The organism is Sphaerochaeta sp. PS (genome assembly GCF_032144095.1).
Taxonomy (GTDB): Bacteria; Spirochaetota; Spirochaetia; order Sphaerochaetales; family Sphaerochaetaceae; genus Sphaerochaeta.
Map to the genome: position 1 here is coordinate 1 of NZ_JAVSNJ010000018.1, position 26,489 is coordinate 26,489.

23 protein-coding genes are annotated in these 26,489 nt (G+C 50.7%); 11 read left to right on the top strand and 12 right to left on the bottom strand.

Going from position 1 to position 26,489, the window contains the following annotated elements; translation table 11 throughout:
* The coding region (locus ROJ03_RS11780; protein WP_313727260.1) for an RNA-binding domain-containing protein at window positions 1-1,369 on the top strand (1,369 nt) is incomplete at its 5' end.
* Window positions 1,370-1,559: 190 nt separating this feature from the next.
* On the opposite strand, the gene ROJ03_RS11785 is transcribed toward ROJ03_RS11780, so the two are convergent.
* The 8 genes from ROJ03_RS11785 to ROJ03_RS11820 all read right to left on the bottom strand — a co-directional run bounded on the left by ROJ03_RS11785 (window position 1,560) and on the right by ROJ03_RS11820 (window position 11,421).
* Window positions 1,560-2,810, bottom strand: coding sequence for an MFS transporter (locus ROJ03_RS11785; protein ID WP_313727261.1), 1,251 nt, complete (start codon window positions 2,808-2,810; stop codon window positions 1,560-1,562).
* Window positions 2,807-3,613: a Cof-type HAD-IIB family hydrolase gene (locus ROJ03_RS11790; protein ID WP_313727262.1), complete on the bottom strand. Its 807-nt coding sequence runs from the start codon at window positions 3,611-3,613 to the stop codon at window positions 2,807-2,809. Before ROJ03_RS11790 ends, ROJ03_RS11785 begins: the two co-directional genes overlap by 4 nt.
* 85 nt (window positions 3,614-3,698) lie before the next feature.
* Window positions 3,699-4,997 (bottom strand): acetylxylan esterase, encoded by a 1,299-nt coding sequence (locus ROJ03_RS11795; protein ID WP_313727263.1) that lies wholly within the window; start codon window positions 4,995-4,997, stop codon window positions 3,699-3,701.
* A gap of 187 nt (window positions 4,998-5,184) precedes the next feature.
* The gene (locus ROJ03_RS11800) at window positions 5,185-6,489 is read right to left on the bottom strand and encodes a type II toxin-antitoxin system HipA family toxin (protein ID WP_313727264.1); all 1,305 of its coding nucleotides are present in this window, start codon (window positions 6,487-6,489) and stop codon (window positions 5,185-5,187) included.
* Window positions 6,486-6,842 (bottom strand): helix-turn-helix transcriptional regulator, encoded by a 357-nt coding sequence (locus ROJ03_RS11805; protein ID WP_313727265.1) that lies wholly within the window; start codon window positions 6,840-6,842, stop codon window positions 6,486-6,488. The genes ROJ03_RS11800 and ROJ03_RS11805 overlap by 4 nt, the downstream gene beginning before the upstream one ends.
* Before the next feature lie 237 nt (window positions 6,843-7,079).
* On the bottom strand, window positions 7,080-9,746 hold the full coding sequence (gene adhE, locus ROJ03_RS11810) for a bifunctional acetaldehyde-CoA/alcohol dehydrogenase (RefSeq protein ID WP_313727266.1): 2,667 nt from the start codon (window positions 9,744-9,746) through the stop codon (window positions 7,080-7,082).
* 195 nt (window positions 9,747-9,941) lie between these two features.
* The gene (locus ROJ03_RS11815) at window positions 9,942-11,057 is read right to left on the bottom strand and encodes a Gx transporter family protein (RefSeq protein WP_313727267.1); all 1,116 of its coding nucleotides are present in this window, start codon (window positions 11,055-11,057) and stop codon (window positions 9,942-9,944) included.
* Complete coding sequence (locus ROJ03_RS11820; protein WP_313727268.1) at window positions 11,044-11,421, bottom strand: NusG domain II-containing protein; 378 nt, start codon at window positions 11,419-11,421, stop codon at window positions 11,044-11,046. Before ROJ03_RS11820 ends, ROJ03_RS11815 begins: the two co-directional genes overlap by 14 nt.
* Before the next feature lie 194 nt (window positions 11,422-11,615).
* On the opposite strand from ROJ03_RS11820, the gene ROJ03_RS11825 reads away from it, so the two are divergent.
* On the top strand, window positions 11,616-12,347 hold the full coding sequence (locus tag ROJ03_RS11825) for a response regulator transcription factor (RefSeq protein ID WP_313727269.1): 732 nt from the start codon (window positions 11,616-11,618) through the stop codon (window positions 12,345-12,347).
* Between the two features lie 42 nt (window positions 12,348-12,389).
* On the opposite strand, the gene yfcE is transcribed toward ROJ03_RS11825, so the two are convergent.
* The gene (yfcE, locus tag ROJ03_RS11830; protein WP_313727270.1) at window positions 12,390-12,929 is read right to left on the bottom strand and encodes a phosphodiesterase; all 540 of its coding nucleotides are present in this window, start codon (window positions 12,927-12,929) and stop codon (window positions 12,390-12,392) included.
* 272 nt (window positions 12,930-13,201) lie between these two features.
* Between yfcE and ROJ03_RS11835 the strand changes: the two genes are divergently transcribed.
* The 9 genes from ROJ03_RS11835 (at window position 13,202) to ROJ03_RS11875 (ending at window position 23,001) form a co-directional block, all read left to right on the top strand.
* Complete coding sequence (locus tag ROJ03_RS11835; RefSeq protein WP_313727271.1) at window positions 13,202-14,197, top strand: hypothetical protein; 996 nt, start codon at window positions 13,202-13,204, stop codon at window positions 14,195-14,197.
* A gap of 138 nt (window positions 14,198-14,335) precedes the next feature.
* Window positions 14,336-15,343, top strand: a complete 1,008-nt coding sequence (locus ROJ03_RS11840) for a LacI family DNA-binding transcriptional regulator (protein ID WP_313727272.1) — start codon at window positions 14,336-14,338, stop codon at window positions 15,341-15,343.
* Between the two features lies 1 nt (window position 15,344).
* Window positions 15,345-16,388 (top strand): Gfo/Idh/MocA family oxidoreductase, encoded by a 1,044-nt coding sequence (locus ROJ03_RS11845; RefSeq protein ID WP_313727273.1) that lies wholly within the window; start codon window positions 15,345-15,347, stop codon window positions 16,386-16,388.
* Window positions 16,373-17,200 carry a sugar phosphate isomerase/epimerase gene (locus ROJ03_RS11850; protein WP_313727274.1) on the top strand — a complete coding sequence of 276 codons (828 nt, stop codon included), beginning with the start codon at window positions 16,373-16,375 and terminating at the stop codon, window positions 17,198-17,200. The genes ROJ03_RS11845 and ROJ03_RS11850 overlap by 16 nt, the downstream gene beginning before the upstream one ends.
* A gap of 121 nt (window positions 17,201-17,321) precedes the next feature.
* The gene (locus ROJ03_RS11855) at window positions 17,322-18,461 is read left to right on the top strand and encodes a Gfo/Idh/MocA family oxidoreductase (protein ID WP_313727275.1); all 1,140 of its coding nucleotides are present in this window, start codon (window positions 17,322-17,324) and stop codon (window positions 18,459-18,461) included.
* A 27-nt stretch (window positions 18,462-18,488) separates the two neighbouring features.
* Window positions 18,489-19,481, top strand: coding sequence for a sugar phosphate isomerase/epimerase family protein (locus ROJ03_RS11860; protein WP_313727276.1), 993 nt, complete (start codon window positions 18,489-18,491; stop codon window positions 19,479-19,481).
* The gene (locus ROJ03_RS11865; protein ID WP_313727277.1) at window positions 19,481-20,998 is read left to right on the top strand and encodes a sugar ABC transporter ATP-binding protein; all 1,518 of its coding nucleotides are present in this window, start codon (window positions 19,481-19,483) and stop codon (window positions 20,996-20,998) included. Before ROJ03_RS11860 ends, ROJ03_RS11865 begins: the two co-directional genes overlap by 1 nt.
* 4 nt (window positions 20,999-21,002) lie before the next feature.
* Window positions 21,003-21,971, top strand: coding sequence for an ABC transporter permease (locus ROJ03_RS11870; protein ID WP_313727278.1), 969 nt, complete (start codon window positions 21,003-21,005; stop codon window positions 21,969-21,971).
* Between the two features lie 25 nt (window positions 21,972-21,996).
* Window positions 21,997-23,001, top strand: coding sequence for a substrate-binding domain-containing protein (locus ROJ03_RS11875; RefSeq protein WP_313727279.1), 1,005 nt, complete (start codon window positions 21,997-21,999; stop codon window positions 22,999-23,001).
* Window positions 23,002-23,140: 139 nt separating this feature from the next.
* On the opposite strand, the gene ROJ03_RS11880 is transcribed toward ROJ03_RS11875, so the two are convergent.
* From ROJ03_RS11880 to ROJ03_RS11890, 3 genes are all read right to left on the bottom strand, one after another.
* Window positions 23,141-23,569, bottom strand: a complete 429-nt coding sequence (locus ROJ03_RS11880; RefSeq protein ID WP_313727280.1) for a hypothetical protein — start codon at window positions 23,567-23,569, stop codon at window positions 23,141-23,143.
* Between the two features lie 449 nt (window positions 23,570-24,018).
* Window positions 24,019-26,214 carry a heavy metal translocating P-type ATPase gene (locus ROJ03_RS11885; protein ID WP_313727281.1) on the bottom strand — a complete coding sequence of 732 codons (2,196 nt, stop codon included), beginning with the start codon at window positions 26,212-26,214 and terminating at the stop codon, window positions 24,019-24,021.
* Window positions 26,214-26,417 (bottom strand): heavy metal-associated domain-containing protein, encoded by a 204-nt coding sequence (locus ROJ03_RS11890; protein ID WP_313727282.1) that lies wholly within the window; start codon window positions 26,415-26,417, stop codon window positions 26,214-26,216. Before ROJ03_RS11890 ends, ROJ03_RS11885 begins: the two co-directional genes overlap by 1 nt.
* Window positions 26,418-26,489 lie beyond the last annotated feature (72 nt).

The window sequence follows — 26,489 nt, forward strand, 5'->3', positions numbered from 1 at the left end:
GAAGTATTTAGAAAATGGTGAGGGTGTAAATATTGAATTTAAGGAATCCCACTCAGCTCTGAATCAATCAGTTTTTGACACTGTCTGTTCTTTTTCAAACCGCTTGGGAGGGTATATCTTTCTTGGCATCAAGGACACTGGAGAAGTAATGGGTGTTGCCATTGATAGTATCCAGAGGATAAAGAGAGAGTTTGCAAACCAATTGAACAATCCACAAAAAATCAATCCTCCTTTGTATATCCAGCTGAAAGAATTCACGTTTGAAGGAAAGGTAATCCTGTATGCCTATATTCCCGAAAGCAGCAGTATCCATAAACTGAACGGCTCCAAGATCTTTGATCGGAATGAAGATGGCGATTATGATATTTCAAGCAATCAGATTCTTATAGCCAAAATGTACGCTAGGAAATCGAACAGAAACTCAGAAGATCGAATTGTCGATCATGCAAAAGAGGATTGGTTTGATCTAGCGTCCATAAAGATGGCCAAGGAATTTGCCTATAATGTGGATGGCAAGAATCTATGGGCAATGAAGAATGAACTTGAGATACTCAAGTCTCCAATGTTTTACAAACGAGATCATGAAACAGGGGTTGAGGGGTTCACTCTAGCGGCTTTGTTGTTGTTTGGAAAAGAGGAGTATCTCGGTAGTGTCCTTCCTTACTACCATGTTGATTGCCTGGTACGAAGACAGAATCTGGATCGGTACGATGATCGCCTCATATTGGAGTGCAATCTTGTCAATGCATACAGGGTTATTATGGATTTTGTTGCCAAGCATTTGCCCAAGGGGTTTTTCATTGATGCAAATACCCAAACCGTTTCTCCCAGGGATATGTTGTTCAAAGAAGCCGTTGTGAACCTTCTGATTCATCGTGAGTATAGTGATGCCTTTATTTCAACCATGACAATTGGACCCGACAAGGTAGTTTTGAAGAATGCTGCCAATCCTTCGTTTATAGGCCGCATAAATATTGATGATTTCAACCCAGAGCCCAAGAACCCGACGATTGGAAAAGTTTTCCGGTTGATGGGTTTGGCTGATGAGCTTGGATCTGGATTCAGGAATATCAAGAAGTATTGCAAAATATACTCTGGGGGCTCTCCTGTGGTAATAGACGGAGATATTTTCACCCTTGAACTTCCCCTTATATCGGAAAAGGAAGTGATTGAACAGGCAACAACAATCAAAGAAAGGATTGTGGAATATGTAGCAGCCAATCAAAAAATAACCAACAAAGAAGTACGCGATAGTTTTGGAGTTGAGAAAACAAGGGCTGTTGAATTGCTGACGGAGCTTATGGACGAAGGCAAATTACGAAGAGAGGGTAGTGGAAGAAGCACCAAATATGTGCCTGATGAAGGCTAATCGACCGCTTTTGGGGTTAATCGACCGCTTTTGGGGTTAATCGACCGCTTTTAGGGTTAATCGACCGCTTTTAGGGTTAATCGACCGCTTTTAGGGCTAATCGACCGCTTTTGGGGCTAATCGACCGCTTTTGGGGTTAATCGACCGCTTTTAGGGCTAATCGACCGCTTTTGGGGCTAATCGACCGCTTTTAGGGTTTCCCTGCTTGTCTTTGTTGTCTCTTCTCATAGAGGTAGATACCGAATACCCCTAGGCTTCCAAGCAGGGCAGATACTCCTGTGCTGATCCAAAGCAGGTTCATGCTGTGGGATGCTATGATGGCACCCCCAATAAGAGGGGCTACTGCATGCCCTGTGCCCATGATGATGGGAAGGATTGCACTGAAACGTGCCCTGTGGCTGATGGGGGTATTGTTTGCGATATAGAAGTGTTCGTTGGTCGCTGAGATGATCTCCCCCATGGTAAAGACTGCGGTAAGCAGGAGAAAGCTCGCCGGCAGAGTGGCAAAGGCAAAGAGGGAGAAGGCAGTGGCATAGAGCAAGCCTGCCACTACGGTGTTTGCCAGAGGGTGGAACCTTCTGAGCTTGCTGACCAACAGTGGGGTAAAGAGCACCACCACCAAGCCATTGAGTGCCATCATCTTCCCATAGAGGGGAGCCCCTTTCATGCCAAAGAGGTCTGTGGTTAGCAGGGGTAGGGCGAAGAGGGTCTGGCTGTAGGCATAGCTGAAGAAGGTGAGGAAGAGTGCAAAGAGGAGAAGCTTTGGCCTGGTAAGCAGGGCCTTGAGAATTCCCCCCTGCTCGCCCTTCTCCGTAGTCTTCCACTCCAGGCTCTCTTTCAGTGTCTCCCTAGACGGCTTGGTCTCCTTGATCTTCCACATCACCAACAGGGTGGAAAGGATGCCTGCAAGGCCATTGCCCCAGAAAAGCCACCTTGGGTTTGCATAGAAGAGATAGCCTGCTATGACCGGCCCAAAGGCATATCCCAGGTTATGGCCCAGATAGAGCAGGGAAAAGGATACCTGTCGGTCCTCAATCGTGGTTACATCGATCTTCAGCGCTTCCCTGGCCGGGTCCACTGCACCATCGAAGAAGAGGGCAAGGAGGATCAGGAAGGGGACTATGGCGCTGCCTTCCCAAAATCCGCAAAGTATGAAGCAGCCGTCCATCAACAGCTGGGCAATGACCATGATAGGCTTCCTGCCAACGATGTCCGCAAGCTTGCTGCCGATGAACGAGCCTGGGACATAGAGGGTCGAGGCTATGGTCATGAAGGTCCCTGCCTCCAAGGCAGAGTAGCCGAGGCGCTTGGTCAGGTAGAGGGCCAGGAAGGGATAGACGAAAATGCCTATCCCGTTGATCATGGTTGCGACAAACAACACATAGATCGGCGGGTTGAGCTTCCTGTAGATGGCGAGAGGATTCTCCCACCGTACCGTCATAGGATCGCCTCAATTGCCTTTGCCAGCCCGTCCTCAAGATTCGATGCAGTTACCGTATGTGCATGGCGCTTGACCTCGTCAGGGGCATTGGCCATCGCTACCGAGTGGCCGGCCACCTTGAGCATCCCAAGGTCGTTGAAGTAGTCCCCAATGGCCATCGCCTGGCTTGTCTCATACCCATAGGCCCTGCAGATCTCCTCAAGGGCGTGGCCCTTGTCGACATCCTTTGCGGAAATCTCCAGGTATCTTGGGCCCGAGCGATAGATGTTGAGGGCCTGGGAGAACTTCCTGTGCAAGAGTTTTTCAGCTTCCAGCACCAGGGAGATATCCTCACTCATGCAGAGGATCTTATAGGGAATCTCATTGTTGTTTGTACAGTGTTCCGGCAGCTCGTCAAATGGCACGACCTTGCCCTCTGTGTGGGAGACCGAGGTCTCGAATGCCATCCAGGGGCTCTCCTTCTGGATATACCAACGCTTGTCGGTATAGATGAAGGATTCAAGGCCCATCCCTTCCACAAAGGAGAGCACCTCCTTGGTGTTTTTCCAGGTGATGGGGTGGGAGGCGAGGATTTTTCCCTCATCAACAACCAGGGCTCCGCTATAGCAGCCAAGGGGGCCGTGTATGCCCAACTCAGCTTGCAGCAGTTCCAGGCTGGAAGCTTTCCTGCCACTTATCAGGGCAATGGTAATGCCCTTCCGGTAGGCTTTTGCGATAACACGTCTGTTTTCCGGGGAAATCTTGTGGTTGCCATCAAGCAACGTACCATCTATATCGGTACAAATGAGTTTACAGTCAAACATGGGTCCATAGTAGTCTAAGAGTGTTTTCTTGTACAGGCGTCAAATTGACTGAACCCAAGGTTTTGGGAAGTGGTTCATGGCTGGGCTATCTCCTGTTTTCCGTACTCTTGTGGTAGGGCTTTACATAGCTGTCTAAAAAAGCAAGGCAGGCCCTATTGATCGTCATGAGGCAGGAAACACTACTGGTCGTCGATTTCCTCCCGTTGAGCATTCGGGTAAGAAGCGGGCTCTCCAGTGCCAGGTCTGTCAAACTCAGATGACCGACACCTGCTATGTGGACAGTGGAAACCGCTGGATTGGCAGAGACGAGCAGTTCCTGGTTTTCGGCATATTGGGGCGCGGTAGCCAGAATACCCCAGCCCTGGTCAGAGTAGACGCTAAGCAGTGGCACCGGATATGGGGCCTTGATGAACACAAATTCACCACCCTCAACACCGGTGATATCACACAGGAACGGGGCTTCCAGTGCGATGACTGCCCTGACATCTTCTCTCATCCTTCCGATGCCAAGAGCTGCAGAGCCTCCGAGGGAGTGCCCCATGACCCCTATCCTCTGTGTATCCACAAGCTTGTAGACACCGTCGGCTTGGTTGTCTTTCACCTCTGCAAGGATATGGTCCAGCACAAACGAAATGTCAGCGGTACGTATGTCCATCCACTCTTGGTAGAGCTTGTAGCTGTTCTCCCTGTCACCATAGGCATCCTCTAGCGAAACTTCCCTCATATACCCCATATCCATCAGGGTCGTATGTCCATCATCCGCCGTTGTGTAGAGACACTGGTAGGTATGGTCGATCGAACATACAACATAGCCATGGCTTGCAAGCTCCCTGAAAAGGGAGAGGTTGCTGGTCTTTACGCCAAACGCCCCATGGGAGAAGAGAATCAGCGGGAAGGGTCCTTCAGCATGTTGGGGAAACCACAGTTCGACGTTCAACTTCCTATATGCAGCCTTGTCACTATAGGTTTCAATACGGTTTGTATCGGTGTATGAGTAGCATGCTGAGGTTGTCTGGAACTCTCCTGTTGGCTCCAGAGCCCCATGCTGAGGAAACAGGATTGACGGAAGGCTGCAGATGAAGAACAGCACTATCATTCCTATGGCCCTGAGAACCATATACGTAGCCGTATAGGGCCTCTTGTGCACCTTTTTGCCTTTCAGGGTCGTTACACCCAATATCGCAAGTAGAAGAAGCAGGGCAGCTAGGGAATAGTACCGAAGAGTCCACTCGATGAGGGAGATGGTACAGAGCAACACAAAAAAAGCAAACCCTGCAAGCCTGAGGATGCTTCGTACCCTCTGTTGGTCAGATCTTGTGAGGATGCAGAAAGCGGTGAAAATAATCTCGGCAGCAACAAGCGTCAAAAAGATATATGTCCCCATTTTGCATGCACCCTCTTTGCTTTTGATATGGACCTGAATGAAGCCCATGGATGGAAAGGGGAGAGAGTGCATTTCTGGTATGCAGATCCGTTCTCCCTTGTATCAGTTTCTCTCAAAGAATTATCATAAATAATCGTATATGATGTATTAATGGTAAAATTCAGTATATATACTCATATGCGACTATTTAAAACAATCTGAACTGGGTGCCAATATAGGAAGCTAATGCCTCTTCAACCCCCACTTCAGTAGCGATCGCCTTCCATTTGCCCATAGTCTCGCATACCTCTTTTACGATCATTTCTGCACGGCCCCTCACCAGATGGACCTGCTTTCCACACTCCTTGAAGTCCTCAAGGGTAAACTGGTCCCTCTTTCCTTGCATGCTCATCTGGTGTCTGGAGACCCATTTGCTGTCCGGTCTGTAGCTGTAGGTAAGGTCGTATGCAGGGGCCAGGCTCCAGACTCCTTGCCGGTCCATGAGGAAGGATATGTTCTTCACATGGTCGTCCTGGTTCCTGGCGACGATGTTGAAGACCATCCTCCTGAAGAACTGCTCGGTACTCGCTTGGTCAAGGCCGAGGCGGGCCATTACCTGGAACGCCTGTTCGTAGCTGTAGGCATCAGGGAGGTTGTAGTCAAAATGGGCCATGGCGCCAAGGCTTTGCATGTGGATCTTCTGCCCATCATCCAGACGGTCGAACCGTTTCGTCATGAAGTGGTTCCGCCCATTCTCGGACAAAAGGCGGCAATCGGTCATGGTGATGTTGCACTCCTTGGCAAGGAGGGAGTAGGCGTATTCTATTGTCGTGAATCCCTTGGAGTCGGAAACGTCTCTGTCCCCATTTGCCGTGATGCCGTCAAACTTGAGGAGCCAATACTCAAACCCCTTTGGGGCGGGGACCTGGCCCGACCGGGTCTCCTGGGTCTTTGGGTTATAGGCGATGACAGCCTTGGCCCTGGCCCCTCCGGCGGAGGAGCCTACCTGCAGTATCTGTTTGAGCGCATGCTTGTCGAGGTCCAGGTCTTTTTGGTCCAGGAAGACGGAGAGGGAATTTCTCGCTTCCAGCACCTTTGAGGCAAGCTGGACCAGGTGGCTGACTTCCAACACCTGGGAAGGTTGGTTCGCCTCCATGAGCGGATAGTATTCCAGGGCACCCATCCCCCTGGTTCCTGTGTAGCAGAGCCTGTCAAGGGCATTGAACTCCGATTGGGCCTTGCCCTGCTGGGCCAGCCAGGCATGGATGACCGCATTGCCGAAGGCATCGGGCAGGCTGTCTGCCAACAGGCCGGGAAGCCCATGGAAGGTCTCCTTGCGCAGTTCCGGAAACGAGTAGGGGGTAGCGGTCAACGGCATCATGAGGGGGGCTAGCTCGATGTTGCTGGCAAGGAAATCCTTGTCATACTGGAATACCCCAAGGTCCCGTCCTGGGATCAGCTGGACAGCACCGATGCGGGTGCCCCAGAGCTTTACCTCTGCAATGGTATTCATCGTTCATCCCCCCATCTGAAGGGCTTGTTGGGCTTGGGTCCAGGGGCCTGCTTGGGTTTCCTGACCCGTTGCCTGGTCTTTCCTTGCAACAGGAGTGTCTCCATCGGGCGGATCGATTCTGCAATGATCACCCCATCGAGGGAGGAGAGGAGGTTGAGGGTCCTCAGGACCCGGATAAGTGTGGTTGTCTGGACGGGGATGCCTTTCTCCAGCCTAACTATCGTAGGTTTAGATACCCCACTCCTGGTTGCCAGCTCTTCCTGGGTGAGTTCACTCTCTATGCGTAGCCGTGCCAACCGGGATCCCAGTTCCTGGAGCACTGCTTCATCGGTGAGAAGTTCCTGAAGTTTCATCTGATCCTCCTTCCCTGTGAGGATAGTATAGTGTATGCGTAGTGAAAACACAATATAACATATCATATATGATTTTTTATACCATTAATCAAAGATAAAGTAATATATATGATATGTTATCGGTAAGAACAAGACGAGAGAAAAGATAGCATAAGCCGTAGCATACGATGAGGGATGCCCTTTTCAGGACATCCCTCTCGACATACCCGAGCTTAGTCAGGTGTTTGTCTCTAGTACTCAGTCTTCTTTCCAGGCCCTTCCATAGAAGCTATCCAGGTAGAGCTGCTTGATCTCGCTGATGAGCGGGTAACGGGGGTTGGTTCCGGTACACTGGTCATCGAAGGCCTTCACGGAGAGCTTGTCCACTGCATCGAGGAACTCGTTCTCGTCCACTCCCCACTCCTTGATGGAGGAGGGGATGTTCAGCTCGGCCTTCAGCTTCTCGATTCCGGAGAGCAGGGCCTCCACCTTCTCCATCTGCGTAGCGGAGGGGGAGATGGTGATGTACGGGGTGTTCTCCTGGTCGTTCAGGGCCATGGCGATGTAGTCGGCCGCCCTGGCGTACCTGCTGATGGCAGAGGGGTACTCATACTGGGGGAAGGCTGCCTGCTTGGTCGGGTTGTCCGTGGCGTTGTACCTGATGATGTTGCACAAGAGCAGGGCGTTGGCCATTCCATGGGGAACATGGAAGGCAGAGCCCAGCTTGTGGGCCATCGAGTGGCAGAGGCCAAGGAAGGCGTTGGAAAAGGCCATGCCGGCAATGGTCGAGGCATTGTGCACCTTTTCTCGGGCTTTCTTGTCGTTGCCATCCCTGTAGGCTACAGGAAGGTACTTGAAGATTACCCTGGCTGCCTCCAGGCTCAGGCCATTGGTGTAGTCGGTCGACATGCTGGAGGCCAGTGCTTCCAGGGCATGGGTCAACACGTCTATGCCACAGCTGGCGGTAAGGCCCTTGGGCTGTCCCATGGCAAGCTCGCTGTCGACGATTGCCATCGTCGGGGTCAGGGCATAGTCGGCAATTGCCCACTTCATGCCGGTCTTCTCGTCGGTGATGATGGCAAAGGGGGTAACTTCACTACCGGTACCGCTGGTGGTGGGAATGCAGACCAGGTCTGCCTTCTTGCCCATGTCGGGGAAAGAGTAGATGCGCTTCTGGATGTCCATGAAGCGAAGAGCGAGGCCCTCGAACTTCACCTCCGGATGCTCGTAGAGCAGCCACATGATCTTTGCCGCATCCATGGGAGAGCCTCCGCCCAGGCCGATGAGCACATCGGGCTTGAAGGCGTTGATGGCCTGCATCCCCTCGGTGATGGTCCCCAGGGTCGGGTCGGGCTTTACCTGGTGGAAACATTCGTTCTCGATGCCCAGGTCATCAAGGATGGAGGTAACCTTGTCGGCCATGCCACTGGTGAAGAGGTAGGAGTCGGTGACGATGAAGGCACGCTTCTTGCCCTTCAGCTCGCCAAGGGCGAGGGGGAGGCATCCGTATTTGAAATAGGTCTTTGGTGGCAGTTTGAACCAGAGCATGTTTTCCCTCCTGGCAGCTTCGGTCTTGATGTTGAGCAGGTGCTTGGGCCCTACGTTCTCGCTGATGGAATTGTTGCCCCACGAGCCGCAACCCAGGGTGAGGGAGGGCTCAAGGCGGAAGTTGTAGATGTCCCCGATGGCCCCCTGGCTGGCTGGCATGTTGATGAGCACGCGGCTTGTCTTCACTGTCCTGCTGAAGGCATTGGCCTTCTCCCTTTCCTCTTCATCGATGTAGAGGACGCTGGTATGTCCAAACCCCCCGAGGGCAACAAGCTTGGCAGCCATGTCGGTACCTTCACCGAAATTGTCACACCTGTACATGGCAAGGATGGGGCTGAGCTTCTCATGGGCAAAGGGCTCGGATGGGTCTACCGAAGTTACCTCTCCGATGAGGACCTTGGTGTGCTTGGGGACGGTGAAGCCCGCTATCTGGGCAACCTTCTCCGCACTCTGGCCGACGATGGCGGCATTTACGGTGTTCCTCTTGGGGTCGAGGATAACCTGGCGCAGCTTGTCCTCCTCCTCAGCGGTAAGGAAGTATGCACCGCGGGAGGCGAACTCCGCCTTGACCTGGTCGTAGATATCCTTGTGGCAGATGATCGACTGCTCGGAAGCACAGACGACGCCGTTGTCGAAGGTCTTGGACATCAGCACGGAGCTGACGGCCATCTTGATGTCTGCACTCTTGTCCAGGAGGGCAGGGGTGTTGCCAGGTCCTACCCCGATGGCCGGGATGCCTGAGGAGTATGCGCTCCTGACCATGGAGGGGCCGCCGGTGGCGAGGATGAGGTTTACCAGGGGGTTCTTCATGAGGTAGTCGGTCTTGGCAAGGGAAGGCTCAGCTATCCAGCCGATGATGTCCTCCGGGGCACCTGCCTTCACTGCTGCCTCAAGGATGATCCTGGCAGCTTCACAGGTACATTTCTTGGCCCTCGGGTGTGGGCTGAAGATGATGGCATTTCTTGTCTTGAGGCTGATGAGGCTCTTGAATATGGCTGTGCTGGTTGGGTTGGTGGTCGGGATGATGCCGCAGATGACACCCTTGGGCTCTGCAATCTTCTGGATGCCGAAGGCCTTGTCGCTCTCTATGATGCCGCAGGTCTTGTCGTCCTTGTACTTGTTGAAGATGTATTCGGCCGAGAAGTGGTTCTTGATGACCTTGTCCTCGACAATGCCCATGCCTGTCTCTTCCACCGCAGCCTGAGCCAAGGTGATTCGTTCGTCGTTGGCTGCGATCGCAGCTGCACGGAATATGGTGTCTACCTGCTCCTGGGAGTAGGTGGAGAATTTGACCTGGGCACGGCGGACCCGTTCGATGAGAGCCTGCAGTTCTTGTTGTCCTTCAAAGGGCTCTGTCATGATTTCTGTTTTAGCCATCTGGTTGCTCCTGACTGTTTGATGGCCTAAATGTATAAATAAATATCTATTAAGGTCAATAGGAATTAAAAAGAATGTGAAAATAAATAGGAATGCTTGTACTAATTAAAGAATTAGTACAAATTAATGAGAAGGATTTCATAATAATTGTAATATAATATGAAAAGATAGTAATGATATATGAATATCAAGATATTAAAATGGTATTTTACTGATAATAGCTATTGTTAGTACAGCCACAACAACAGCCACAAAAAGTGTGGTGGAAATTCGTTTGGAAACGTGCACGGTTGTTGAGGCCCCATCGAAGGTTCCCCCAGCTGTCCTCAGCAGGGCTTGGTCGGTCCGCTCGATAAGGGACCCTTTCGAACCCTTGAACGAGGTTGACAGCAGGGTGAAGTACCCCAGGGTAAGGGGGATGTAGGCAACATTCTTTCCACTGAGCCTGGGGTTGCTTGCGCTGATGCACTGGCTTGCAGCCAATAGGCTGATGAGCCTCAGGGCCTTTACCAGGGCTATCTGGACGGCTCCCTGGGTGAAGGCTATGGAGCCGAAGGACAAAAGCACCTTTCCAAAGGGTTCAAACAGGCTGAGGGCCAGCATGGAAAGAAGGAGCATCAGGGGGGGGACGATGCGGATCCTCCTCTTGGCGAGGGTCTGCAGGAGGTACATCAAGGCTGTGATCACGGCAAGGTAGGAGAGCTTGTCCACGATGAGGATGGCGGCAATGGCGAGCAGTGCGGCGAGGGCGACCTTGCCGTTGTGCTCGCGTTCTGAGAGCAGAGGCAGTTCCAATTCCAGGCTGTCATCCTTGAGCTGGCCTATGAGCTTGCCCTTGTTCTTGTAGGTTTCTGCCATGAAGCCAAGGACGATGCTGCTTGCCAGGCCCAGGGCCAGCATGAGGGGGGCTGCCACCCAGATGGAGGCTCCATACACCAGCAGGGCAGCCACCTCAAGCTGGGCTAGGTTGCTGGCCATGGCCCCCAGGATGCTGCACCCCACAAGGGAGACCCGTTTTCCGAAGAGGCGTTTTGCCCCATACATCAACAGGCCGCTGGAGAGAGTCCCTGCCAGCGATATGAAGAACAGGTAGGAGAAGAGGGTCCCGCTGACAAAGCCCTGCCCTATGGATTTGAGCAACAAAAGGACAAAGAAGGATTTGAAGGTGAATATGTCCAGCACCAGCAGGATGGGCAGGTTTGCCAGGCCCAGTCGTAGGAAGGGTAGTGGTTTGGGAATGAGGTATTCCAGCGTTGAGCAGAGCAGGGTGGCAGCAGCGATAAATGCGATCTTTCGTTCAGTTCGCGACATCATCGACCTCCATTGATCCGTTGCCTGAGGAGACTATGGTAAGGAGGATCTGGTTGGGCAGGCATGCTATCCAGCCGCTTGATGTCGATATGGCCCCTTGCTGCACGCAGGTCTTGGTGGGGCAGGGTGAGTCGGAAATCCTTGCCTCGCCGTGTTCGATGATGATGTGGGTATCGCCCAGGGGGCCATGGACATCCACCTCCCTGTCTATCGCCAGGGAGTAGCGGTAGGAGCCTTCTGGGCCTTCTACGTTTACATAGCCACCCCCTCCTCCGAGGGAGGCGGAGGCTATGAGAGCCAGGACAGCAATGCTGAAAAGCAGTATGAGCATATCTACTACTAAGGTAGGGTAGGTTCGTTTCACCCACTTAGTGTACCTACATCGTTTATGGTTTGCAATAAGGCTCTTCTTCACGGTATTTGAAGGTTGTGTATGAACTGTGTGTGGAAAAAGAGGGAATATACGATTTTACTCTATATGTTTGACATATTCTTCACCGTATGGGTATAATGGATGGTCTACTCTACTATTCCCTACTATTGGGGAGGAAAATCATTTTGAAACTCATCTATGTATCAGACAGCAATTCCGAAGACCGAGAAGGGATCAAGCAGTATTTTGAGCTTTCCGGCTATGAGGTGCAGGCCTTTGAGGATCTGCACACCTTGCAGGTTGCCATTGCACGGCAGATCCCAGACCTTCTGTTGCTGGATGTAGTCCTCACCGATGGTGATGGCTTCACCTTCATCAAGAAGCTGAAGCAGACCTACTCCTTTCCCGTGATATTCGTCACTGCCAGGGTTGCCGAGAGTGACAGGATACTGGGTTTCGAGCTGGGTGCCGATGATTATGTGTGCAAGCCTTTCTCGAGCAAGGAGCTTGTGCTTCGTGTGCATGCCATGTTCAGGCGCATCGACATGAGCGCCTCAGCCTTCCGTAGTGGTTCCTCCTGGACACTGGGCAACTCGTTCATGCAGTTGGATGAGGTTTCCCACCTGTTCTCTGTCGATGGGCAGCAGATAGCGCTGACTGCTGCTGAGTGGAGGATCATGAGCTACCTGGTTAGCAACAGCGGTATCCTCATTACCAGGTCACAGATCCTTGAGCACTGCTTTGACTACAGTTTTGAGAGCTATGACCGCATTGTCGACACCCATGTGAAGAACATGCGGGCAAAGATGGGACCTCTGGGCTCGCAGTGGATCGAGACGGTCCGTGGTTACGGTTACCGGTTTGCAGGGCATAGCACGGTGGTCAGGCCTAGTGTTGCTCCTGCAAAACAGAAATAACAAAAAAACAAGAACCGAAAGAAGAAAGAGAAAAAAGGAAAATCAAACAGAAAGGGTCATATGTGTGTTGCCTGAGAAGTCCCGTATGGTGAAGGTCCCCCCCTCATACAGACAATAGGTAGGGGGATATTCGCCTTTGGGGATGGATACCGAACCTGGGTTGACGAAAAACACCCCATCCTGTTCTTCCGCGACTGGTATGTGGGTATGTCCACTTACCAGAATGTCTCCCTTCTTCAATGGTGGTTTTTGCAAATGACCATGGGTCAGGTAGATCATCCTTCCCCCCAGTTCTTCAAGGAAGAGGGGAGCATAGTCGGCCAGGATGGGGAATTCAAGTACCATCTGGTCAACTTCTGAGTCGCAATTTCCTCTCACGCAAATAATTGATTCTTTTAAACTATTTAGTAGCGAATATGTTTCTTTGGGGTTATACTCTCTAGGAAGGTTGTTTCTTGGTCCGTGGTACAGAAGGTCTCCCAGGAGGATTAGCCTGGAGGCTCCGCTTAGATTAAAGGCTTCCATAAGTTTATGCATGTAATATGCGCTGCCGTGGATGTCCGATGCTAAAAGGTATATCATACTTATATGGTAATAGAATCGGTTATGTACTGCAATATTATTGACAATTTAAGTGATATTGTCTTTGTAACCTTCTCGCCAACCACACAAAGTAAATTTATGGCTATAAATAACACAAACACACAAAATTTCAACACCTTACTACCTAAAACCACACAATTCCCTCACACAATTCCACAATCCCTACACCTGCCTTCCATTCTACTCACAAAGTGCATCGACATACTGATGTTACAAATAAACTCTCACGCAAAAAAATGGAGATTTACGTCATGAAGAAAAAGTTTGTATTGACTCTGGCACTGGTTCTTATGGTTGCTGCAACTATCGTTGCTGCTCCTGTCACATTGACAGGTTCTTTCAAAGCTGGGTACACGATCACGACTAACCCAAACGCTATTGCAGCTCTTGATGCAACAGAGTTCGACATCGATGGCCTTGCACTCACTGGAGATTTCTGGAAACTTGCGGTTGCTGATGGTCCTCTCTCGTTTGACGACGATGCAACTAACACTGGAACATTGACAATCTATCTCGACAAGGCTCTTGCAGCTCAGGGGACCGACATGGGGGATCTAACTCTTGCTCTCTCTATTGGAAACAAGGGTACTGTAAGTGGTCTCCATGTATATACCGACCCCAACGGAACTGTTGGTGACAAGGGATACAGAGTTCGACAGAAGGGTTCTTATTCCACAGAAGCTGTAGTTGGTTATGGTTCCATGGTAACTGCAAGCCTTTCTTTTGATCCTACAGATTCAACCAATAATCCTTTCCAGATTAGTGCTAAGACTACTCCTGTTGATGGCGTAAGTGCTGCTGTTGCTTATACTAACTATGCAGAGAACAAGTGGGCTTCAACAATTGATGCTGATGGCGCCTTTGGTGGTTCCGTTGCTGTCGATGTAGCAGCTCTTGCTGGTCTTGATTTCGGTCTTTCCGCTTCTGCCATTGATACATACTTCCTTGGTCAGGAAAAGAATTACATGCTCGCTGGCCTCAAGGCTTCCTATGAAGACATTGCAGCCTATACTGAGTACCAGCTCTTTGATGGAACAAGCAACCTCATTGCCAAGGCTTCTTACAGTGGCATTGAAAACGTTGGTATGTATGCCAAGTTGACCCTTAATGACCTTTCAGACATCAAAACCGTTATTGGTGCTGGTGCAAGTTACAAAATGGGCGGCGTGACCTATGCTCTTGATGGTGATTATACTGTTGCAACCTCCGTCATGACCATTTCGCCTTCCGTAAAAGTTTCTTTCTAATCAATCCTAACTTCGGTTAGATTATGAGTGGCCCATCTTTGATGGGTCACTTTTACGTTTAGACCCCATCAACCTTTTTATTTGCCTCTTACCTCATTTCCCTCTACAATGACCCTATTACTATGTGTATGAGGAAACATGAAAAAGAGTATTGGAAGGGCAGACGTAGCCAAGGCAGCAGGAGTCTCTGAATCCACAGTCTCTCGCGCCTTGAACGATTCTCCCCTGATAAGCAATGATATCAAACGAAAGGTACGCCAGCAGGCAGAACTGCTGGGGTACTATCCCTCACGCACTGCTACACTCTTTGCAAGCAACAAAAGCCTTTCCATTGGGTTTGTAGTTCCCTACTACCAGAACATCATGCCCTTTACCCGATCCTATTTCCCCTCATTGCTTGATGGACTACTCCTGGGTGCAATGAAACGCGACTATACCATCAGCATCATGTTCCAGGACCACCTGGGAAAATATCGAACCTACAATGAATTGATCAACTCCCATAGCTTCGATGGCCTGGTGTTTGCCATAACCCAGGACAACTTTGCAGGCCTCCAGCCTATGATCGACCATGACATACCCTTTGTGCTGGTCAACAACTACCAGGAAGGGGCAGCAAGCGTCTACGCCAAGCCAGAACTGGGAATGGAGAAAGCCTTTGCGCATGCCACATCCCTTGGGCACAACACCATCACCTACATAACAGGCGATTTGACCTTCAAGAATGGGAAGGACCGACTTCAAGTCTTTGAGGAGCTTGCTGCACTACATCATATACAGTATGAGATAATTGAAGGCAACTTCTCAAAAACCTCTGGCTTTGAGGCCCTTGCCAAGATGAAGAACCTACCCTCAATGGTCATGACAGCCAGTGACCGACAGGCCTTTGGCTTCATGCAAGCCTGTATGGAACGAGGGCTACGGGTTCCCCAGGACATCTCAATCATCGGATATGATAACTTCCAGCCAGCAGGAACCAGCACACCTCCCCTGACCACAGTCCACCATCCCATCACAGAGATGGGCACCCTTGCAGCGGATATGGTGATCGACATCATCCAAAGAAAAGTTGCACCTGAACAAAAATGGGTTGATACTGATTTTGTAGTACGAAAATCAACCACTTCCGTATCTTTTGGAGGGTAAGATGAAACTTGTTGTCATTGGATGTGGAGGAATGGGAACATACCAAGCCAAGAAGTTTCTCCAACAAGGCTCTGACATTGTTGGGGCCATTGACCATAACCCCTCGACATTGAAGGAGTTCTGTTCGCTCTTCAATGTGCCCTGGAGCTCCTCTCGCATGGAAGACCTCATAGAGATGCAAGGAAAGGCCGATGCCGTCTCCTGTGCCCTTCCTGACAGGTTTCACCTTCCCTGTTGCTCATTAGTTCTTAGGTTGGGTTTTGCCCTCTTTGCTGAGAAGCCCTTGGGCCTTGACCTGCCACAGACCTTGGCTATTGTTGACGCCTCTGAAAGGTCATCCCTTCCAGCAATGATCAACTACTCCAAGCGGAACATGCCGGCCTTACATGCATTGAAAACATTGCTTGATCAAGATGGTTTGGGCCCAATTCAATCAGTATCCATCCGCTACGCCCAAGGATGGGTCCGTACCAACGCCTGGGGTGATTGGCGCACTACCAGCCGCTGGAAGTGGCGTCTCATGCCATCGATGAGCAATGGTGGCTGTATCGGGGACCTCTCCAGCCACCTGGTTGATGCACTCTTTTTCTTGTTTGGGAATGTTTTTTTCTCCCATACCCTTCATGGTACCACCTTGCAACAATTTGTCCCTGATCAGGGAATCTCCTTGGACCCATCGCTTGCATTGGAGTTCTTCTCCCAAGGGTCTGTCCTTGTGGAGTATTCAGGACTCCTGGAAGTGGGGGAAGATATCCCTTGTCTTTTGTCCTGTACCCAAATATCCCCTGATTGTGACGATCTGTTTTCCATAATTGTTACCGGATCTGAAGGGGAGGCTACCTTGGACTCCTCCCTCTCCCGTTCGGCTGTCCAGGTTTCCTATAGTGATGGCTCTGATATTGCTATTGAGGGCCCTTCTGTTGATTCAACCTATGGTTTGTTTGCCCGTTGGGTCGATAGCGGCATTGCCTCCAGCCCAACTCTTTACGATGGCTTGCGTGTTCAGAAGATACTGGAGGAGATGAAACAATGGCGATCGAACTAGGAGCAGTTTTGTATGCCCATGAAGTTACCCCAGAATCCTTGGCTTGTCTTGCAACTATGGGGTTCTCTACACTCAATATTTCATTTTGGCAGTCCTTGGGCCCTGTTGACCTTGTCCTTCTGGCCGATACGGTAGCCGCCACCTCCCTGAAAGTCTCCGCCCTCTCCGTATTCGGAAACACCCTCATGAAGGAAGAGACGCTCCTGGCCTGGAAAACCCTTATTCGCAATGCATCGTTGTTTGGTTCACCCTTTGTCACGGGTTTTGCTGGAAGGGTAACAGGCAAGAGTGTCGAAGCCTCCTTGCCTTTATGGAAAGAGACCTTCTCCGACTTGTTGGAGGTGGCCTACCAACACAGGTGTAAGGCCCTGTTGTTTGAGAACTGCAGGATGGGAGACCTCTGGAAGCGTGGCGATTGGAACATAGCCATCAATGGGGACGCATGGGCCCTTATGTTCGACACCCTGGACGATTCCAAGTTTGGGTTGCAGTGGGAACCCTCCCATCAGGTTGAGGCCTTTCTTGATCCCCTGGAACAACTGAAGAAGTGGCTACCCAAGATCAAGCACATCCATGGCAAGGATGCCTCGATAGACTGGGCTTTGCTTAGGTCCGTTGGGCTCTATGGTCCCAAAAAGGCTATTGGTGCAGTACTGCCTGGTCAGGGCGAGACCGATTGGGCTTCATTGGTAGGTATACTGAAAGATGGAGGGTATACAGGGAGCATTGACCTGGAGACAGAGGGAAAGGACTTCTGCTCTGATCTGCCAGAGAAAAAACTTGCCTTGGAATACCTGTCTGGCTGTCTCTGAGAGAGTGTTTTTCGTTTTTGCCCTTGTTAATTTGTATATCTGTGGTACCATGGATTTGATGTTGCTGGATGGTAAATCAATTTTTTTATAGATTTATGCACGCGCGTGCATTGGAGGGTATATGAAACAGCTACGGTATGGAATGGTAGGAGGAGGTCCTGGAGCCTTTATAGGTGATGTACACAGGAAAACCATCAGAATCGACAATCTTGCACTGCTTTCAGCAGGCTGTTTTTCTCGTGATGCAGAGAAGTCCAGGAGCTTTGGAAAGGAGTTGGGACTTCCTTCCGAGCGAGTCTATACGGACTTTGCCATGATGGCCAAAGAAGAGGCCAAACGAAAGGATGGAATCCAGTTTGTCGTATGTGTCACCCCCAATGTATCTCACTACGAAGTCTGCAAGGCCTTTCTTGCTGAAGGGATCTCCGTGGTTTGCGACAAGCCTCTGACTTGGACTATCGAGCAAAGCGAGGCCCTTGTTGCACTGGCCAAGAAAAAGGACCTCCTCTTTGGTGTTACCTACACCTATAGCGGCTATCCTGCGGTCAAGCAGATGCGCCATATGGTCGAAAGCGGTGCCTTGGGGGCTATCAAGTTTGTCAATGGGGAGTATCCCCAGGGTTGGCTAGCGGCCCCTATCGATGAAGAGAGTAAATTGGCACCCTGGAGAATGGACCCCAAGGTTGCTGGTATTTCCAATTGCCTGGGCGATATCGGTAGCCACATCGAGAACCTTGTTGCCACGGTTACCGGTTTGAAGATCGAGAGCGTCTGTGCTCGCTTGGACAGGATAGTGGAGGGTAGGACCCTCGATGACAACGCTTCTGTCATGGTCGAATACAAAGGTGGTGCCAAAGGGCTGTACTGGTCCAGCCAGATAGCCCAGGGCAACGACAATGCCCTCAGGATTAGGATCTACGGGGAGAAGGGTGGCCTTGAGTGGAGCCAAGAGGATCCTGACCATTTCACCTTTACCCCGAACGCCGGGCCACAGCAGAAATGGAGTCGTGGCCGTGATGAGTTCTGCGAAGAGGCACAGAAGTATTCCCGTATTCCTGCAGGCCATCCTGAAGGACTGTTCGAGGCATTTGCCAACATCTACAAGAGCTTTATCCTTGCTCTGGGCAAGAAGCTCTCAGGTGAGGCTTTGCAGAGTTCGGATATAGATTTTCCGACAGTGGAAATGGGGCTTGATGGAGTTGTCTTCATCAACAAGTGTGTGGAAAGCAATGACAAGGGTTCTGTTTGGGTAACCTTGTAATACGTACAGAGTGGAGGAGAAACAGCAATGGCCAGATTGGTGACGATTTTTACAGGACAGTGGGCAGACCTGCCTTTTGAACAGATGTGTAGGACCGTAAGCGAAATAGGGTATGAAGGGGTGGAGATTGCATGCTGGGGGGACCACATGGATGTGCAGAAGGCTGCGACAGATCCTGCCTATGTTGCCGAAAAGAAGGCGATCCTGAAGAAGTACAACCTGCAGTGCTATGCGCTTGGGAACCACCTTGGCGGGCAGTGTGTAGGTGATGCCTTTGGGGACCCAAGGCTTGCAGGGTTTGCCCCCAAGCAGCTGAAGGGCGATGACAAGGCTATCAGGGCATGGGGAATCGAACAGATGAAGTACACTGCCATTGCGGCCAAGAACATGGGCTGCTCGGTGGTTACAGGCTTCATGGGTTCCCCTATCTGGAAATACTTCTACTCATTCCCTTCCAACAGCGAGGAGTTGATCGAAGCCGGTTATCAGGAGATCTACGACCTCTGGACACCGATCCTTGATGTCTTTGACGAGCAGGGGGTGAAGTTTGCCCTGGAGGTGCACCCTTCTGAGATTGCATATGACTATTACTCGACAGAGAGGCTGTTGAAGAAGTTCAACAACCGGCCGGCCCTTGGCCTTAACTTCGATCCAAGTCACCTGCAGTGGCAGGGGGTCGATCCTGCCCTGTTTTTCCGTGATTTTGCTTCCAAGATCTACCACGTCCACATCAAGGATTGCTATGTGAAGCTTGATGGCCGTTCGGGAATCCTCGGCTCGCATATCGCGTTTGGCGATCTGCGTCGTGGCTGGAACTTTGTCTCCCCGGGCCATGGGGATGTGAACTTTGAGTTCATTATCCGTGAAGCGAATGCTGCAAACTACCGTGGTCCCCTCTCTGTTGAGTGGGAAGACAACGGTATGGAGAGGATTTTTGGGGCAACTGAGGCTTTGGCCTTGGTTCGCAGGATAGACTTCGATTCCTCGAACATCGACTTCGATGGGGCAATGGAGAATTGATGGACACCTCCCAGCTTTCCCAGGACATACTCAACCTTGTGGGTATTTCCAAGGAGTTCTCCTCGGTCCGGGTGCTGGATACCATTACCTTCGGTATCCGGCCTGGGGAGATCATGGGCCTGATCGGTGAAAATGGTGCGGGGAAATCGACCCTGATCAAGATTATCTGCGGGATCTACCAACAATCTTCCGGACAGGTCATTCTCGAAGGAAAGGCTGTTGATATTCCCGATTACATCACGGCAAAGCATTTGGGGATCGGTATCGTTCCCCAGGAGTTCAACCTCATCAACTCACTGACAGTCTATGAGAATATTTTCCTTGGCAGTGAAATCCACAAGGGCTTGTTTCTGGACAAGAGAAGGATGCGGGAGATAGCAAGCGAACAGCTTGCCCAGCTGAAGATGCCCCTTGATGTAAACCGTTTGGTAAGTGAGTTGAGCGTTGCCGAGAAGCAGATGGTCGAAATTTCCAAGGCGATGATCCTGGAAGCGAGGATTCTCATTTTTGACGAACCCACGACCACCCTTACCGGCCATGAAGTGGAGATCTTGTTCTCCTTGATGCGCAAGCTCAAGGCAAAGGGCGTCACGATGATTTTTGTCTCGCACAAGCTTCATGAGGTGACAACGATCTGCGATAGGGTGACCATCCTGCGGGATGGGAAGCTGATCGGCGTGGATGAGATAGCTGATGTTGATGAGGAGGCCCTGGCACGTAAGATGGTCGGCAGGGACTTTAGCCAGGTATTCCCACCTAAGATAACACGCTCGAGCGGGGAGGAGATGCTCTCAGTCCAGGACCTCTCCATCACTGGTCTTTTGCACCATATTACCTTCAACCTGAGGAAAGGGGAGATCTTGGGCTTTGCCGGCCTTGTGGGGGCAGGGCGTACCGAGACCATGGAGGCCCTGATGGGCTTGCGCAAGATTGATTCGGGCAAGGTTTTCATTGGGGGGAAGCAGGTACGGATCAAGCATCCCAAGGATGCGGTGAAAAATAATCTGGGCTACATCAGTGAGGATCGGCAAGGAAAGGGTGTTGTCCAGATTTTTGACATCCCCAAGAACATCTCGCTCATATCGTTGAGGAACAAGTACGTCAACAAGGGCTTCATCGACAAGAATCAGGAAGCCATTGCCGCAAGGAAATATGTCAAGGATTTCAATATTGTAGCCTCCTCTCTCAACATGGAGCTGAAGTACTTTAGCGGAGGGAACCAGCAGAAGGTCTATCTTGCCCGTTGGATGGATACAGGGCCGCAGATACTCATCCTTGATGAGCCTACCCGCGGCATTGATATCAATGCAAAGAGTGAGATCTATGAGTTTGTGCACACGCTGGCTGCTTCCGGGATAGGGTGCATCCTGGTTTCCTCGGAATTGGAGGAGATCATCGGGCTCTGCACGAGGGTGTATGTATTGCGGGAAGGCCAGATAGCAGATTGTTTGGAAGGCCAGGACATTACAGAAGAGAACATCATGTTCAATGCCACTGGCATCAAGGAAGGGATATAACAAGATGGGTGATAGTACAAGGGGCTTCTCTTTGAGAAAATTCAAGCTTAAGGACCATTCGCTGGGAATGGCTTTTGTGGTCCTGCTTATCATAGCCACCATCATGGGCTGGCCAAATTTCCTCAAGGTCAGGAATCTCACCAATATTTTGCGCCAGATTTCCTACACGGGAATCATTGGGCTAGGGATGACGCTGGTCATCATCAGCGGTGGAATCGACCTCAGTGTTGGTTCGATGACTGCCTTTGTGGGAGGCATCTCCATATTTTTCCTGAATCTGTTTGGAGTCCACTCTCCGTTGGGAATTGTTCTGACCATACTCTTTGCCTTGGTGTTGGGTATGGCTTGTGGATTTGTGAATGGAATCCTTGTGGCGAAATTCAAGATGGCCCCTTTCATTGTAACCTTGGGTACGATGTCCATATTCAGGTCGCTCATACAGTATTTCTCCAATGCTGGCACCATCCTTTCCGTAAACAACTCCTACGGGAAGTTGGGCAGTGGGGTCTTTTTTGGATTACCCATTCCTGTCTGGTGTTTTCTGGGGGTAGGGATTCTCCTGCACATTGTGTTGAACAACACAAGCTTCGGTCGCTACCTCTGTGCCACAGGCAGCAACGAGCAGGTTGCCCGTTACTCAGCCATCAATGTGGCGATCATCAAGCTGTTGCCATATGTGATAACGGGCTTTACCGTCGGTGTCACTGCCCTGATGTGGTCTAGCCGGTTAAACTGCATCAACCCCAGTGACTGTACCTCCTATGAGATGGATGCCATCGCCGCAGCTGTCATCGGAGGGACGCTGATGAGTGGAGGGAAGGGGAGCATCATCGGGACCATGATGGGCGCCATCATGATCGGGGTCATCAACAACATGCTTGTCATGGGAGGCATAAGCGCCTTCCTGCAACAGGCAGTAAAGGGTCTTGTGATTATTGTTGCTGTACTGATGCAGTACAACAATAACAAATAGAAACATTTCATTTGGAGGAAAAAGGATGAAAAGAGCATTGATGATCGTTCTCTGCCTACTGTTGGCTGTCGGTTTTGTTTTTGCACAAGGTGCTGCAGAAGCAAAAAAAAGTGTGCCCAAGATTGGTATTGCAGTTCCTTCTCCCGACCATGGATGGACAGGTGGAATTGGCTGGTGGGCTGACAAGGCCGTAAAGGAGCTCAGCGAGAAGTATCCTGGCAAGTATGAATTCAAGGTCTTGCATGCTGATGGATATGCAAAGCAGATCTCCGATGTCGAGGACCTGATGGTTTGGGGAATGAATTATCTGGTAATCCTTCCTCATGAGTCAGCCCCTCTTACCCCAGTGGTAAAAGAGGCCCAGGCTTCCGGTGTAAAGGTAATCGTTGTTGACCGTGGCCTTACCGATACTTCGTTCGGGTATGTCAACCTTGCAGGGAACAACAGTGAGATGGGCAAGGTATCTGGAAAGTTCATGCGCGAATACATGAAGGCAAACAATCTTACCAAGTATGTGGCGATGGGTGGAATGCCTGTTGTCATCGACGGTGAGAGAATGAATGCATTCTTTGACGAGATGACCCAAGACAAGAGCTTGGTAAATCTTGCTGGAGGAAAGTATTACGATTTCTCTGACTGGTCGACTCAGAAGGGCCTCGAGCTGATGGAGAACTATCTGCAGAAATACCCAGAGATTCATGCAGTGTTTTGCCAGGATGACGATGTCATGACTGGAGTCCTGCAGGCCATCAAGGAGAGCGGACGCAAGGACATCAAGCTGGTATTCGGTGGTGCAGGCTCAAAGGCCGCCTACGAGAAGATCATCAACGGTGATCCTCTGGTAAAGGCTACTGCTACCTACCATCCAAGCATGGTCTACGATGCCATCAACTACTGCCTCGACGTGGCAGAGGGTAAGAAGTCTTCTGATTTCAGTACCGCAAAAACACCGACCTCTGTGGTGCTTCCTTCCGTGTTGGTCACAAAGGACAACGTGATGCAGTTCTATGACAAGGATTCCGTATTCTAGAGGTTGCTCCCTGTATGATATGCACCCCCAAATTTGGGGGTGCAACTTATGATACAACCCGATTTCTGTTGTGGACACGGGTTTCTCAAGACCTTGGATAGCTACAAGGCCGATCGCAAGGAAGGGTGTGCCTTCACTGCTACATGCTGAATACCTTGCCCGATAAAGGGCCTTCCCCTACACACGTTGCTTTGGGTTTGTCCTTGTACATTGTTAGGGTGATGGTAATAGTTTTCTTGGGTTCATCAGGATCATCTCCATAGTATAGAATCATCCCACCTTCTCCATTATCTGCTGTTGTGCTATATGCATACTCTCCGGTAAACACATTTCCACTTTCAGTTCCATCAACCATTGCGAAGTATTCAATGGTTCCCTCTTCCCAACGAATATCCAAGTTTTTTTGACTTGGGTCATCTTCCATCTGCATGATGCTAAGCTGAGGTACATCAGGAAGGGTCCATTCTCCCAAAAAATCTGCGTAGGTGTAGACTTTCGCCTCCTCACATCCCATTAGCAACATGACCAGAGAGAAAATACCCACATACCCAATAGCTCGTTTACCCATTGAAGCCTCCATATTCTTTTTTGTGGCACACCCAGTTGTTACCAGGTGAGTTACAAACTCCCTGCATCATGCGTCCTTTCTAGCTCGTATGATGCAGGCAGCAATGCAACTTCAGAAAAGAACGGTTCAAGGTTTTTAGGAGGTTTTTGGAATGTTTTAGTTGGCGAATAGGGGGGTAGTGGTTCAGACTTCCTGAGTGATTGAGTGTGGCAAGATCAGCATGGTTTTGTTCTCCTGCGACAATATCTATACTGTAAGTGTAGTCTATTTTTTCACGTATGCAATAGCTTGGGATTCAGCTTCTCGCCAAATGTTTTTGGTAGATCGCTATTGGTACAAAATAGTGCATTTTTGAGAAACCCAACGTTTCTGAATATCTACCATAAAAGAAACCCTCAGAATGCTATTCCAAGGGTTTCCAACTGAGTCTGAGAGATATGTTGCTTTGCTTACTTGAACCTGTTGAGCCTCAGCGCATTCAGCACCACACAGACACTGGACATCGACATGGCAAACGCAGCGATCATGGGCGAGAGCTGTGGACCACCAAAGAGCGTCAGAAGCCCTGCAGCTACTGGGATGCCCAACGTGTTGTAGAAGAACGCCCAGAAGAGGTTCTGGTGTATGTTACGCATCGTTGCTTTGGAGAGCTGGTACGCCTTTGCCACGTCCTTGAGGTTGTTGCGTACAAGGACGATGTCAGCTGTCTCCCTGGCGACGTCTGTAGCGCTTCCTACAGCGATTCCCACATCAGCCTTGGCGAGGGCAGGGGCATCGTTGATGCCGTCCCCTACCATTGCCACATGACCCTTCTTTGCATATGCAGATACCGTCTGTTCCTTCTGGCCAGGGAGCTGACCTGCAAGGAACTCATCGATGCCTGCCTGCTTTGCTATGGCCTTTGCTGTCCGTTCGTTGTCCCCGGTAAGCATCACCGTCCTGATGCCTTCCTGTTTCAAAAGCTTGATGGCGTCAGCGGTCTCCTTCTTGATGGTATCAGCCACTCCGATAATTCCGAGGATCTTCCCATCCAAGGCAACAAGGAGGGGAGTCTTGCCCTGGTCGGCAAGCTTCTCAAGTTGTGTCTGCTCTTCCTTGCTTACTGCAATGTTGTTGTCAGCCATCATGGCGAGGTTCCCGATTTGTACAGGCCTTCCTTCAACCTTCCCCTCAATGCCCTTGCCGACTACTGCCTTGAAAGCCTCTACCTCTGTAATGGGCAGCTTCAGCTCCATGGCCTTGCTCACCACCGCTTTGGAAAGCGGATGTTCGCTGCTGTTCTCTAGGATGGCAGCTATCCTCAACAGTTCATTCCTGTCCTTGGCCAACAGGTCAGTGACAACAGGCTTGCCTTCGGTCAGCGTGCCGGTCTTGTCGAACAAAACTGTCTTGACATCCTTGAACTGCTCAATTGCCGCAGCATGCCTGAAGAGTATGCCCAACTTGGCACCCTTACCCGAAGAGACCATGATGGCGATCGGGGTAGCGAGCCCAAGAGAGCAGGGGCAGGCTATAACCAACACGCTCACAGCACGTATGATGGCTGTATCGAACGGTGTCCCTGTCAGGAACCAGGCAAGGAAGGTGAGGACCGAGATCCCCATCACTATGGGAACAAAAACTCCTGATATCTTGTCGGCAATCCTTGCAATGGGGGCCTTGGACCCCTGTGCCTGCTGTACCAGCTCTATGATGTTTGCCAAGGCCGTGTCCGATCCGACCTTGCTTGCACGGTAGTGCAGTGTGCCTGTGGTGTTGAGCGTGGCCGCATATACAGTGCTTCCCAACGTCTTTTCGACCGGGATACTCTCCCCGGTCAAGAGCGATTCATCAATGCTTGAGGAGCCGGAGATGACAACCCCGTCAACCGGCAGTTTCTCTCCGGGCTTGACCATGACCAGGTCATCGACCACCACGAGGGAGGCATCGACGACCACCTGCTTGCCGTCCTTCAGGATGGTAGCTGTGGCAGGGGCTAGCTCCATGAGCTTGTGGATGGCCTCTCCTGTCCTTCCTTTGGAGAGGTTCTCCAGATACTTGCCCAACATGACAAGGGTCAGGATGGTGCCGACTCCCTCGAAGTAGAGGTGGTGGGCAGCCTCTATGTTGCCGGTGAACAGCTGATAGATACCCCAGAGACTGTAGAGGAAGCTTGCCGTTGTTCCTAAGGCAACCAGGCTATCCATATTGGGTTCACGCTTGAAGAGGCTGGAGAAACCCTTGGTAAAGAACGCTGAGCCGCAGATCATGGTCCCTATCGCCAGGAGCAGTTGCAACAGGCTGTTGCTCACATGCCCGATCGGGAGCCTCAGGCCCAACATGGGTCCCATGGCAAGAACCAGCAAGAATATGGTGAGGATGGAGGAGACGGTAAGCCGTTTTTTGAGGCTTATCAGTTCCTCCTTCTTTCTCTGCATCTTCTTGTTCTCGTCTATCTCGTCCAATACTGAGTAGCCGATCTTCGAGACAGCTCTCTTTATGTCATCAAGAGAGATTTTGTCTTTCTCAAACTCTATGGTTGCGCTCTCGGTGGCAAGGTTCACCTGGGCAAGCTTGACACCGTCAAGCTTGTTCAGGGTCCTTTCCACGGCAGAGGAGCAGGAGGCGCAGGTCATGCCCCCGATTCCTACTTTTTTTTCTTCCATTATTCCAGTACCTCGAAGCCGATTTCGGTGATGAGTGCCTTGGCCTCAGCCACTGTTTCGGCCTGTTTGTGGTTTATGACAACCTTGCCAGACTTGGCATCGGCCTTTGCTTTCTGAATGTCCTCAAGGTTGTTGAGGGCGTTTACCATTCTGGTCTCACAGCCATTGCAATGCATGCCTTTCGTGATGATTGTTGTTTTCATATCCTAGTAAACTCCTTGGTAATAATATAGCGCTATTGTATGAAAATCTCCAGAGGAGGACTTTTTTCTCGT